Origin of the sequence: Candidatus Pelagibacter sp. HIMB1517 (assembly GCF_052047895.1) — a bacterium.
Classification (GTDB): domain Bacteria; phylum Pseudomonadota; class Alphaproteobacteria; order Pelagibacterales; family Pelagibacteraceae; genus HIMB114.
The window spans coordinates 58277-71255 of the sequence record NZ_JBNAIW010000005.1 but is presented as its reverse complement, the minus strand read 5'-3'; the positions used below and the strand labels follow the sequence as shown (position 1 = coordinate 71255).

The window sequence follows — 12979 nt, the reverse complement described above, 5'->3', positions numbered from 1 at the left end:
TTAACTTTGATGCATAATAAATATTTCAAAATGAAAAACTATTCAAATATCTTTAGCCCTACTGATAAAAATTTAAAAAAGTGCTCTAAGATATTAAAAAACCATGGCATCGCGGCATTACCAACTGAAACGGTCTACGGATTAGCTGGAAATGCATATTCAAATCGTGCTGTTACAAAAATATATAGTTTAAAAAAAAGACCAAAGAAAAACCCATTAATTGTTCACTTTGATAGCCTTCAATCTATCCTTAAAGATACCGAGCAAAATCCATATCTTCAAAAACTTTATCGCAAGTTTTCACCTGGACCCATTACCTACGTATTAAAGTTAAAAAAGAAATCTAAAATTTCAAAAAAACTTATGAATAAAAATGGCACCATTGCATGCAGAGTTCCTGCAAATACATATTTTAGAAAAATAATAAGACTTACTCATGCACCTCTAGCAGCGCCAAGTGCTAATATCAGTAATCATGTATCCCCTACTTCATCAAAGGATGTTTTTGATGAATTTGGAAAAAAAATTAAATTCATATTAGATGGTAAACAATCAAAGGTTGGAATTGAATCTACTGTAGTTAATCTTGTTGGAAGACCTAAAGTATTGCGTCCTGGCAAAATAACAAAGCATGAAATTCAAAAGGTCATAAAACATGTTACAAAAAATATATCTAAAGAAATTTTGTCTCCTGGCCAGCTTAAAAAACATTACTCTCCTGGTATACCTGTTTTTTTAAACCAACAAAAACCAAAACCAGGTGGTGCTTTGCTTGTATTTGGCAAAACAAAATTAAAAGGAAAAAATATATTCTATCTTTCAAAATCTAAATCATTGGATGAGTGTGCAAAAAAACTATATCTAAAGTTAAGGCAAATTAAAAAATTAAAATATAAAACGATATCTGTTACAAAAATTCCAAATCAAGGTATTGGAATAGCGATTAATGACAGGTTAAAAAGAGCATCATCATGAAATCAATTGAAGTTAAAAACTTAAAAAAACAATTTAAAACAACTGAAGCTGTAAAAGGAATTAATTTTTCAATTAATCAAAGTGAAACTTTAGCACTTCTTGGTCCAAATGGATGTGGGAAAACTACAACTATTGGAATGTTACTTGGATTAATTACTCCAACATCAGGAAACATATTTATTAATGGGCAAGAATTAAATTACAAAGATCATCAATTTTTAAATATCATGAATTTTGCATCTCCTTATGTCGAGCTTCCAAAAAAACTCACTGTCTTAGAAAATTTAAAAGTTTATGGGAGAATGTATTTGATAAAAAATTTTAAAGAAAAAATTGATCAACTTATAGAAGATTTAAACTTAAAAAATTTTTTAAATAAAAGAACAGGTGAACTTTCTTCTGGTCAAAAAAACAGAGTGTCCTTAGCAAAATCTTTAATCAATGATCCAAAGATCTTACTACTTGATGAACCAACAGCAAGTTTAGATCCTGATACCGGTGACTATGTACGAAGTTATCTAGAAAAGTATAAAAAAGAAAATGATATTAGTATCCTCTTAGCCTCTCATAATATGGATGAGGTCACAAGATTAAGTGATTATGTTTTAATGATGAAAGAAGGTCAGATTATTGATCATGGTAAAGCAAAAGATTTAATTGATAAACACGGAAGAGAAAATTTAGAACAAGTATTTTTAAAATTGGTGAGGCAGAAAAATGAACATTAAAAGATCTTCTTCATTAATGTTAAGACATTTTTATTTAATCAGGTCATCTTTCCCAAGAATTTTTGACCTCATTTATTGGCCAACCGTCCAAATTATTCTTTGGGGCTTTGTCTCTAAATTTTTCACGATGCACAGTGATTATTTTAATAATGTTGCTGGTGTCATATTAAGCGCTGCAATTCTTTACGACTTCTTATTTAGATCAAGCATTAGCTACAATATGCTTTTCTTAGAGGAAATATGGAGCAGAAACATTATTAATTTATTTGTCTCTCCTCTTAAAATATCTGAAATTATCATGGCATTAACTTCATCTGCTTTAATTCGAACCATGATTGGATTGGTTCCCGCTGCCTTTATAGCTATTCCATTATTTGGAATATCCATATTTGAACTTGGGGTTCCCTTGATACTCTTATTATTTAGTCTTTATTTGTTTGGTGTAACCCTTGGACTTTTAGTTACCGCAGGCCTTGTTAGATTTGGTCCATCATTTGAAAATGTGGCATGGGCAAGTTTGTTTTTTATAGCCCCACTTGGTTGCATTTATTACCCTGTAGAGATTCTGCCTAGTTGGGTTCAGCCTATCGCACTTGGGTTGCCACTTGCGCATATATTTGAAGAAACACGTAATATTCTTGTTAACCAAACAGTGAGTTTTACAAACATTAATTACGCAATTGGTCTTAATCTAATTTACCTCACCCTCGCTATTTCAATATTTTACAAATCATTTGTCAGCGCCAAAAGAAACGGAACTTTGGTTAATATTGGTGAATAATTACAAAAATATTGATAAATATTATTAATGCGCCTGTAGCTCAACTGGATAGAGCGCCAGATTTCGGCTCTGGAGGTTCAGGGTTCGACTCCTTGCAGGCGCGCCAAAATAAAAAGTCCTAAAAAAACTTACAAATATGCCAATATATTTTTTCAAACCACAAAATATGCCAAATACCACTTTATAGTTGTATACGGTTACGCTGATTACAAATATTTGTTACCACTACTTCTGGTATATGATTATGATTAAAACTCTACGAATAGTAATATGTATATTGTCAGTTGTATTTTTTACAACTAGCTCATATTCAAAAAATTTAAAAATGTCTCGAGCAAACTGGGATACCGGTTATTTTCATGCTGAAATTTATAAATTAGGCCTTGAGAAGCTTGGGTACAAAATTAAAAAATTAAGGGATGTAAAGCCTTCAGTCTTTTATATTGGTGCAGCTCAAGGAGATGTTGATCTTTGGGTCAACGGTTGGGAGACAAATCAAAAAGCTTACATAGATGAAACTAGAGGCAAAGTCATTCCAGTAGGCTACGTGGCTAAAAATGGGGGGATGCAGGGTTATCTAATCGATAAGAAAACTGCAGAGAAATATAATATTAAATCTATATTAGATATAAAAAAACACGCAAAAATTTTTGATAGAGATAATGATGGTAAAGCAGACTTGGTTGCATGTCCGCCTGGATGGGGATGCGAAAAAGTTATCACTGCTCATTTTAAAGAGCTTAATTTAGGTGAATTTATAAACCCATTAAAGGCTGAGTACTCTGCAACTTTAGCGGATACAGTCGCAGCATATAAAAATGAAAAACCTATTTTTTATTATACATGGGCGCCAAATTGGATATTTGGGACCTTAAAACTAGGTCGTGACGTTGTTTGGATTGATGTGCCAACAAAAACTACAAAAAAGGTAAGTGCAGAAAATGCAACAATGAAAGAAATTAATTTTGGTTTTGCATTAGACGATATTCGACCATTTGCGAGTAAAGATTTTTTAAACAAAAGCCCAAGAGCTAAAAAATTTTTAGAAATTGCAAGTATACCAGTGGCAGACATATCAGCTCAAAATTTCTTAATGTACAAGGGTGAAAAGTCTCAAAAAGACATTGAGCGACATGCAAAAGACTGGATCAAAAAAAATCAGAATAAATTTGATGGCTGGATAAATGAAGCCAAAAAATTAAACAAATAATAAAAAAATAGGAGAAAAATAATGACACAAACAAAAAAAATAATTGCATCATTTGCTATTACTTTTTTACTTGCCTTCGGAAGTGCAACACAGGCATTTAGTAAAACTGTGAAAATGGCAAAAGCAAATTGGGATACGGGATACTTTCAAGCCGAAGTATATAAATTAGGATTAGAAAAGCTTGGATATAAAGTTAAAAAACCTCAGGCAATCAAACCTTCAGTATTTTATCTTGCGGCTGCATCTGGAGACGCTGATCTTTGGGTTAATGGCTGGGAAGGTACTCATCAAACTTATCTAAAAGATAAAAACGTTAAAGGTAAAGTTAAAGCAGTCGGATATGTAATGAAAAAGGGTGGATTGCAAGGTTACCTAATTGATAAAAAAACTGCTGATGCATTAAATATCAAAACTGTATTGGATATTAAAAAACATGCAAAACAATTTGATGCAAATGGAGATGGTAAAGCCGACATGGTTGCGTGTCCTCCAGGATGGGGCTGTGAAAAAAGGATTACAAAGCAATTTGCAGAACTTGGTTTAGGCGATTTTATCAATCCAATCAAAGCAGAGTATTCTGCATCCATGGCTGATGCTTTAGCAAGATATAAAAATGGAAAGTCAATTCTGTTTTATACTTGGACGCCAAACTGGACTGTTGGAGCTTTTAAATTAGGAAAAGATGTTGTTTGGATTGAAGTTCCTATGAAAGATACTAAAGCAGTTAAGGTTGCCAATGCAACAAAATCAAAGATTAACATGGGTTTTGGCGCAGACGATATTAGACCATTCGCTAATGCTGAGTTTTTGAAAAAAAATCCAGAAGTGAGAAAATTTTTAGAGGTTGCCTCTATACCTTTAGCGGATATTTCTGCTCAAAACTTAAAAATGAACAAAGGCGAAAAAAGTGAGAGAGATGTTCGTCGTCATGCTAAAGAATGGGTAAAGGCTAACCAGAGTACATTTGATAGCTGGATAACGAAAGCAAAAAAGTAATCTGAATTGAACTTTTTAAACCCTTCAAATTATGGCTATGTTCCATTAGCCGAGTGGATTGAAAAGTATGTTAAAGACTGGTTGTTTGCACAACGACCAGTCTTTAAAAAGCTTTCTGTACCTATTGAAAGTACGCTTGATGCATTAGATAATTTTTTTAACTTTGTTCCTTTACCGTTGGTAATTATTTTTTTTGTTTTTGCAGCATTTAGAACTAACGGGATAAAATTTGCTATTTTTACTTTAGTCAGTTTAGTTTTTATTGATCTGCTAGATATTTGGGAAGAAACTATGACAACAATGGCAATGATCGTTACTGCTGTATTATTTTGTTGTTTAATTGGAATTCCTCTTGGTATTGCTGCTTCAAGAAGCAATGTCTTTGAGATGATACTAAGGCCTATACTTGATGTTATGCAAACAATTCCAAGTTTTGTTTATTTAATACCTGTGGTGATGTTATTTGGCGTGGGTCTTACTCCTGGAGTTATAGCAATTATTATTTTTGCACTAGCCCCAATCATTCGTTTAACAAATCTAGGATTAAGACAAGTGACCAAAGGAGTTAAAGATGCAGGTAAAGCTCTTGGATGTAGTAAATTTACAATATTGTATAAAATTGAGTTACCATTAGCTTTAAGATCAATCATGGCTGGAGTTAATCAAACTTTAATGCTGTCATTATCAATGGCGGTGATTGCTGCCTTGATTGGAGCTGGTGGACTTGGTCTGACCGTTTATGTTGGTCTTGGAAGATTGGATATAGGACAAGCTTTTGTTGGTGGGCTAGGTATTGTTTTAATCGCAATTATATTTGACCGAATTACTCAAAAAATAATTAAATAAATACAACCTTTAATTGTTTTTGTTATATCTCAAATTCATAACTGAAATAATTAAACAATTGTAATTTAACATAGATTTTTCTATCTTAGGGCATCTTTAATTTAAATTAAAAGGGGAACAATGAAAAACATAATGAAAGCAATTGGTAGTTTATCAGTATTAGCTTTTGTTTTAACAGCTTGCGGCGACGGCGGTGGAGCTAAAAAAACAACTAGTACTCTAGATACTACTAAAAGTCAGGGCTTTGTAAAATGTGGAGTTTCACAAGGTCTTCCAGGATTCTCTAATGCTGATGCATCAGGAAACTGGACAGGTATCGACGTAGATGTTTGTAGAGCAGTAGCTGCTGCAGTTTTAGGTGATGCAGATAAAGTAAAGTATACACCTTTAAGTGCTAAAGAGAGATTCACTGCGTTACAAGCTGGAGAAATCGACGTACTATCAAGAAACACAACTTGGACATTAGAAAGAGATGCTTCAATCGGATTAACATTCGTTGGTGTAAACTTCTACGATGGTCAAGGTTTCATGGTAAGAAAAGCAACTGGAATAAAATCAGTTAATGATTTTAAAAACGGTGTAAAAGTATGTACAAACACTGGAACAACAACTGAGCTTAACATGGCTGACTTCTTTAAATCTAAAGGTGTTCAATATGAGCCTGTAGTATTTGAAAAAGCGGACGAAGTTGTTCAAGCTTATGATGCTGGTAGATGTGATACTTATACAACTGATAAATCAGGATTAGCAGCTCAAAGAACTAAAATGTCTGCACCTGGTGACCACATTGTATTACCAGAAACAATTTCTAAAGAACCTTTAGGCCCTGTTGTAAGACAAGGTGATGCTAAATGGGAAGATGTTGTTAGATGGTCATTAAATGTATGGATTGAAGCTGAAGAGTACGGCGTAAATTCAGGCAATATTGACTCTCTTAAGAGCAGTCCGAACCCAGCTATTCAGAGAATAGTAGGTGCTGAAGGTACTAAAAATGGTGAAGCTTTAGGTTTAGATAATCAGTGGAGCTATAGAATTATCAAGCAAATTGGTAACTATGGTGAAAGCTATAAAAAACATATAGCTGATACTGGTATTTTACCTGACAGAGGTCCAAATAACTTATGGACTAAAGGCGGAATACTTTACGTACCACCAGTTAGATAAAACACTATTTAAAAAAGGGCTGGATTTTCCAGCCCTTTTTTTTAATTTACCTTAAATGTCTTTTATTCAAAATCATCTAGAAAAAATTGATCAGTATTTAAATGATCATCCAAGAGTAAAATTTTTATTACCACAAGCAATTCTTATTATATTTGTTTTATCAGTCATTTCTTATTTTTCATTCAATGCAAGCTCAAATCTTTCAGCAAGAGGTATCAATACTGGGTTTGGGTTTTTAAGTAATAAAGCATCATTTGATATTCAGTTTAGTTTAATAGAGTTTGACTCGAGTATGACTTATGGTCGTGCTTATTTAGTAGGTTTATTAAACACCATTCTAGTTTCTGTTATTGGAATTATATTTGCAACTATTCTTGGTTTTATATTTGGTATATTAAGACTTTCATCAAATCCTTTAGCATCAGGATTAGCGACTTCTTATATTGAGTTTTTTAGAAATATTTCTTTATTACTTCAAATCTTTTTTTGGTATTTCACAGTACTTCGTTTGTTACCTCAGGCAGAAAATTCCATTGTGTTTTTTGACTCTATCTATGCAAATATCAAAGGTATTTATTTTCCAGAGTTTATTTGGACAAATTTAAGTTTCTTAATTTATGGCTTAATTTTTACATTTATTTCTATTTATTTCTTTAATGTCTATGCCAAAAGATTAAGAGAAAATACTGGAAAACAATTACCTCAATTTCTAATTTCGCTTGGAATTTTAATTATTTTACCAACATTAGTGATATTTATTTTTGGTGTCGGTGTTGAGTTTTCTCATCCAAAACTTGAAGTTAAAATGGGAATTGCAAACTACATTGGAGGTTCATCAATTATACCAGAATTTTTAGCCCTAGCTTTTGCGTTGTCGATTTATACATCAACTTTCATTGCAGAAAATGTTAGAGCTGGAATTTTAGGAATTGATAAAGGGCAAAAAGAAGCTGCAGCATCAATAGGTTTAACGAATACTCAAATTTTAAGATTAGTGGTTATTCCTCAAGCATTAAGAATTATTATACCACCAACAACAAACCAGTATTTAAATCTGACTAAAAACTCATCTCTTGCAGCTGCTATTGCTTATCCAGATATTGTTTTAGTTTTTGCTGGAACGGCTTTAATGCAAACAGGTAGAGCAATTGAAATTGTAACCATCACGATGCTTACTTATTTAACTTTAAGTATAAGTATTTCTATCTTTATGAATTGGTACAACAAAAAGGTTTCTTTGACAGAAAGATAATATGAATAAAACTTTAAATTACATTAGAGAGAAATTTTTTTCATCACCCATTGATGCATTTCTTACAATATCAATTAGTTACTTAATCTACCTAACTATTCCACCACTACTTGATTGGATGTTCATCAGTGCAACTTTTTCAGGTGAAAGTAAAAAAGAATGTGTTTCAGGTGGAGCGTGCTGGGTGTTTGTTAAAACTTGGTTTAATAGATTTTTATATGGAATGTATCCAAATGATGAAATTTGGAGAGTAAATCTCCCATTTGGATTTTTGGTAGTATCAATCATTGTTTACAGATTTTTGAATGAAAAATATAAAAAATATCTGTTTTTATTTTTAGTTATTCCATTTCCAATTCTTTCCTTAATGCTTTTTTCTGGTGGTTTTCTTGGTTTGATGCCAGTTGATACGAGAGAATGGGGAGGATTATTTTTAACACTTGTCATATCAATATTTGCAATCATCTTCTGTTTTCCATTAGGTGTTCTTTTGGCAATGGGACGAAGATCAAACCTTCCGGCGGTGAGATATTTTTCAATTGGCTTTATTGAATTTTGGAGAGGGGTTCCTTTAATTACAGTTTTATTTATGGCAGGCGTTATGTTCCCACTTCTTTTACCAGCAGGAACTAATATGGATAAATTAGTTAGAGTTATTATTGCAATTACCTTGTTTGAAGCTGCTTATATGGCTGAAGTGGTTAGAGGTGGATTGCAAGCTGTAGGTCGCGGCCAATATGATGCATCAAAAGCAATTGGTATGGGATATTGGAAAAGTCATATTTTTATTATTCTTCCACAAGCTTTGAAATTAGTGATACCTGGAATTGCAAATACTTTCATTGCACTATTTAAAGATACGCCTTTAGTTTTTGTGGTTGGACTACTTGAAATTTTAGGAATGGTAAATTTAGCAAAAACAAACCCTGCTTGGCTTGGAATGGCAACAGAAGGCTATGTATTTGTAGCTTTAGTTTACTGGATTTTCTGTTTCGCTATGAGCAGATATAGTTTAAATATAGAGAGGAAATTAAAAACAACTAACTAGGGACAATGGAAAACATAATTCAATTAAAACAAGTTAATAAATGGTACGGTGATTTTCATGTCCTTAAAGACATTAACTTTGAAGTTAGCGAGAAAGAAAAAGTTGTTATTTGTGGCCCTTCTGGATCAGGAAAGTCCACATTAATTAGATGCATTAATAGATTAGAAGAACATCAAAAAGGTGAAATCATAGTGGATGGTATGACTCTTGATGAAAATACCAAAAATATTTCAGCAATTAGAAGTGAAGTTGGAATGGTATTTCAACAATTTAATTTGTTTCCACACCTATCTATTTTAGAAAATTGTACACTTGCTCAAATTTGGGTGAAGAAAAAAACTAAAAAAGAATCTGAAGCTTTAGCGATGGATTATTTGAAAAAAGTTCAAATTGATGATCAAGCTGCTAAGTTTCCTGGACAGTTATCAGGTGGACAACAACAAAGAGCTGCAATTGCAAGAGCACTTTGTATGGAGCCAAAAATTATGCTTTTTGATGAACCCACATCTGCATTAGACCCTGAAATGATTAAAGAGGTTTTAGATGTGATGGTTGATTTAGCAAAAGGCGGTATGACAATGTGCGTGGTAACTCATGAGATGGGTTTTGCTAAAGAAGTTGCAGACCGTGTCGTATTTATGGATGAAGGGAATATTGTAGAAGCTAAAAAGACTAAAGACTTCTTTGATAACCCAGAGAATGAGAGAACAAAACTTTTCCTAAGTCAAATTCTATAAACTTTTTGTTTATATAAGATATACTTTAACTCAGATGAATAACTATAATTTTGTAGTTGATGAAAACTTTGATCAAAAAAGAATTGATCAAGTTGTAGCACAACAATATCCAAAAATTAGCAGATCAAAGGTTAGTAAAATTATAAAAACTGAGCTCCTTAAATTAAATGGTGAAGTTTTAAAAGATCCATCTCATAAAGTTAAATCAGGGGACCAGATCGAATTTGAAAATTTAAAAGAAGAAACCATTAATCTTATTCCAAAGAAAATGGACCTTAACATTATATTTGAAGATCAAGATATCATTATCATAGATAAGCCTATTGGAATGGTTGTTCATCCAGGTGCGGGTAATTATGAAGATACAATGGTTAATGGTTTGCTTTATCATTGTAAAAATAATCTTTCAGGCATGAATGGTGAAGATCGCCCTGGTATAGTTCATCGTATTGATAAAGATACCAGTGGACTATTAGTGGTTGCTAAAAATGATCAAGCACATGCCTTTATTGCAAAACAGTTTGAGGAGCACTCAATTAAAAGAAGTTACTTGGTTTTTGTCTACGGAATTCTCAGACCTCTTCATGGAAAAATTGAAACCTTGATTGGTAGGAACAAAACTAACCGACAAAAAATGAGTGCAGATGTGATCAGAGGTAAAGATGCGATAACCAACTATGAAACGTTAGAAGTTTTTAAAGGAAATAAAATTCCAGATATCAGTTTAGTCAAATGTATTCTTGAGACTGGACGAACTCATCAAATTCGAGTTCACATGTCTCATAAGGGTAATCCAATTTTAGGAGACCAAACTTATGGTAAAAAAATAAAAAAGATTAGAGGTATCGATCAAGAATTTGAAGAAATTTTAAAATCATTAAAAAGACAAGCGCTACATGCACATACTCTTGGATTTATTCATCCAACAACAAATGAGGAGGTATTCTTTGCCTCAGAATTGCCAGATGATTTAAATAAATTAAAAAATAGGCTGGAAACACTAAAAAATTGAGCCTTGAAGGTTTGAAATTAAAAATTACATATACAGCATGAGTAAAGAAATAAGTAAAACCAATCTACCTGTTTTATCTCCTGATGGGAGTTTTGATTCTTATTTACAAAAAATAAGAAAATTTCCAATGCTGGATGCAGCTGAGGAATATATCCTAGCTAAAAATTGGAGGGAAAAAGGTGACAAAGAGTCTGCTCATAAACTAGTTACTTCTCACTTGAGATTGGTTGCAAAAATTGCAACGGGTTACAGAGGATATGGTCTTCCAATGAGTGAATTAGTTTCTGAAGGTAATATTGGATTAATGACTGCTGTTAAAAAATTTGATCCTGAAAGAGGTTTTAGATTAGCAACCTATGCAATGTGGTGGATAAAAGCGTCTATGCAGGAATATATTTTAAGATCCTGGAGCTTAGTTAAAATTGGAACAACTGCTGCACAAAAAAAGTTATTTTTTAATTTAAGAAAAATGAAAAACCAAATTATGAGATCAGACCAAACTGATCTTTTGCCAGAACAAGTTACAGAAATTGCAAACCGACTTGATGTGACTGAAGATGAAGTGAATTCAATGGATCAGCGAATGAAAGGTCCTGAAGCATCATTAAATGCTACCATTTCTGGTGAAGAAGGTGAATCGGAGTGGCAAGACTGGGTCGTTGATGAAAATGCTGATCAAGAGTTACAAATTGCACACCGTCAAGAAACTAATAAAAGAAAAGCTTTATTGGACAAAGCAATGTCTATTTTAAATGAAAGAGAAAAACAAATTTTATTTGATCGAAGATTAAATGAAGAACCAAAGACATTAGAAGAATTAAGCCAAAAATATAATATTAGTCGTGAAAGAATTCGACAAATTGAAAATAGAGCATTTGAAAAACTACAAAAAGAAATGCTTGAACAGGCAAAAGATCAAAAACTAATTTCTGTAAATTAATTATCAAAAGGATTCTCGAGAAGAATGGTATCTTCTCTTTCAGGACTTGTTGAAATACTTGAAATTTTAGCACCAATAAAATCTTCTACGGCACCAACATAAATTTTTGCAAGATCTGGAAGATCTTCAATATTTCTAATTCCTTTTGTTTCAGATTTCCAACCTTTAAATGTTTTATAAATTGGTTTTACTTTTTTTTGATCTTCAACAGCTGCAGGAAAATAATCAATTTCCTTTCCATCAAGTTCATACTTTTCACAAAATTTAATTTCATCAAAATCATCAAGGACATCAAGTTTAGTTAATGCAATTCCATGAATACCTGCAACTTTGATCGTTTGTCTAACAAGTACACCATCAAACCAACCGCAACGTCTTTTTCGATTTGTTACTGTTCCAAATTCATGTCCACGTTTTCCTAATTTTTCTCCATCAGCATCTTCAAGTTCTGTTGGAAAAGGACCTTCGCCCACTCTAGTCGTATAAGCTTTTGTAATTCCAAGAACATAACCAATGGTATCTGGTCCGCAACCAGATCCTGTTGCAGCATTTGCAGCTACCGTATTAGATGATGTGACAAAAGGATAGGTTCCATGATCAACATCGAGTAAAATACCTTGCGCACCTTCAAATAATATTTTTTTGTTTTCAGATTTAAATTCATCAATTTTTTTCCATACCGGTTGAGAATATTTTAAAATCTCAGGCGCAATCTTCATCAATTCTTTTTTTAATTCCTCTTTTTCATAAATCTTTTTATTCAACCCTTTTCTAATTGCATTGTGATGTTGAAGCACAATATCCAGTCTTTGATCTAGGTTACTTTCAGATCTTAAATCCATTAAACGAATTGCTCGTCTTCCTACTTTATCTTCGTATGCTGGACCAATTCCTCTTCGTGTTGTTCCAATTTTTCCTTTTCCAGCAGCATCTTCTCTAATTTCATCCATTTCACTGTGGTAAGGTAAAATTAAATTAGCAGTTTCAGCTATAATTAAATTTTCTTCTGTTACTTTAACGCCCTGATCTTGAATAGACTTAATCTCTTCTAATAGTGCCCAAGGGTTAACTACAACGCCATTTCCAATAACTGAAATCTTACCAGGTCTGACAATTCCTGAAGGTAAAAGTTTTAATTTATAAGTGATGCCATCAATAACTAGTGTGTGTCCTGCATTATGACCACCTTGAAAACGAACAACAACATCTGCTTGATCTGACAACCAATCTACAATTTTACCTTTGCCCTCGTCTCCCCACTGCGAACCTACGACAACCACATTCTTCATA

At 32.6% G+C, this 12979-nt stretch carries 13 protein-coding genes and 1 tRNA gene; 13 read left to right on the top strand and 1 reads right to left on the bottom strand.

Translation table 11 applies throughout. The features are described from left to right. Window positions 1-30 precede the first annotated feature (30 nt). The 13 genes from ACTTAT_RS03495 to rpoH all read left to right on the top strand — a co-directional run bounded on the left by ACTTAT_RS03495 (window position 31) and on the right by rpoH (window position 11689). Entirely contained in the window at window positions 31-975 is a 945-nt protein-coding gene (locus tag ACTTAT_RS03495; protein ID WP_440679684.1) for an L-threonylcarbamoyladenylate synthase, read from the top strand. Further along, window positions 972-1703, top strand: coding sequence for an ABC transporter ATP-binding protein (locus ACTTAT_RS03490; protein ID WP_440679683.1), 732 nt, complete (start codon window positions 972-974; stop codon window positions 1701-1703). The genes ACTTAT_RS03495 and ACTTAT_RS03490 overlap by 4 nt, the downstream gene beginning before the upstream one ends. Then, window positions 1693-2484 (top strand): ABC transporter permease, encoded by a 792-nt coding sequence (locus tag ACTTAT_RS03485; RefSeq protein ID WP_440679681.1) that lies wholly within the window; start codon window positions 1693-1695, stop codon window positions 2482-2484. The genes ACTTAT_RS03490 and ACTTAT_RS03485 overlap by 11 nt, the downstream gene beginning before the upstream one ends. Window positions 2485-2513: 29 nt before the next feature. Next, window positions 2514-2590, top strand: a tRNA-Arg gene (locus tag ACTTAT_RS03480). 132 nt (window positions 2591-2722) lie between these two features. Next, on the top strand, window positions 2723-3694 hold the full coding sequence (gene proX / locus ACTTAT_RS03475) for a glycine betaine/L-proline ABC transporter substrate-binding protein ProX (protein WP_440679680.1): 972 nt from the start codon (window positions 2723-2725) through the stop codon (window positions 3692-3694). Window positions 3695-3715: 21 nt separating this feature from the next. Then, window positions 3716-4690 carry a glycine betaine/L-proline ABC transporter substrate-binding protein ProX gene (proX, locus tag ACTTAT_RS03470; RefSeq protein ID WP_440679679.1) on the top strand — a complete coding sequence of 325 codons (975 nt, stop codon included), beginning with the start codon at window positions 3716-3718 and terminating at the stop codon, window positions 4688-4690. Between the two features lie 6 nt (window positions 4691-4696). Continuing rightward, window positions 4697-5536 carry an ABC transporter permease gene (locus ACTTAT_RS03465; protein ID WP_440679678.1) on the top strand — a complete coding sequence of 280 codons (840 nt, stop codon included), beginning with the start codon at window positions 4697-4699 and terminating at the stop codon, window positions 5534-5536. A gap of 120 nt (window positions 5537-5656) precedes the next feature. Further along, the gene (locus ACTTAT_RS03460; protein WP_440679677.1) at window positions 5657-6700 is read left to right on the top strand and encodes an amino acid ABC transporter substrate-binding protein; all 1044 of its coding nucleotides are present in this window, start codon (window positions 5657-5659) and stop codon (window positions 6698-6700) included. A 55-nt stretch (window positions 6701-6755) separates the two neighbouring features. Continuing rightward, on the top strand, window positions 6756-7952 hold the full coding sequence (locus ACTTAT_RS03455) for an amino acid ABC transporter permease (protein ID WP_440679676.1): 1197 nt from the start codon (window positions 6756-6758) through the stop codon (window positions 7950-7952). A gap of 1 nt (window position 7953) precedes the next feature. Further along, window positions 7954-9000, top strand: coding sequence for an amino acid ABC transporter permease (locus ACTTAT_RS03450; RefSeq protein ID WP_440679675.1), 1047 nt, complete (start codon window positions 7954-7956; stop codon window positions 8998-9000). Window positions 9001-9005: 5 nt separating this feature from the next. Next, the gene (locus tag ACTTAT_RS03445) at window positions 9006-9737 is read left to right on the top strand and encodes an amino acid ABC transporter ATP-binding protein (RefSeq protein WP_009360487.1); all 732 of its coding nucleotides are present in this window, start codon (window positions 9006-9008) and stop codon (window positions 9735-9737) included. 34 nt (window positions 9738-9771) lie between these two features. Further along, window positions 9772-10749 carry an RluA family pseudouridine synthase gene (locus tag ACTTAT_RS03440; RefSeq protein WP_440679674.1) on the top strand — a complete coding sequence of 326 codons (978 nt, stop codon included), beginning with the start codon at window positions 9772-9774 and terminating at the stop codon, window positions 10747-10749. A gap of 37 nt (window positions 10750-10786) precedes the next feature. Further along, entirely contained in the window at window positions 10787-11689 is a 903-nt protein-coding gene (gene rpoH / locus ACTTAT_RS03435; RefSeq protein ID WP_440679673.1) for an RNA polymerase sigma factor RpoH, read from the top strand. Here the strand turns inward: rpoH and ACTTAT_RS03430 are convergent. Next, complete coding sequence (locus ACTTAT_RS03430) at window positions 11686-12978, bottom strand: adenylosuccinate synthase (RefSeq protein WP_440679672.1); 1293 nt, start codon at window positions 12976-12978, stop codon at window positions 11686-11688. The two genes, rpoH and ACTTAT_RS03430, sit on opposite strands and share 4 nt — an antisense overlap. Window position 12979 lies beyond the last annotated feature (1 nt).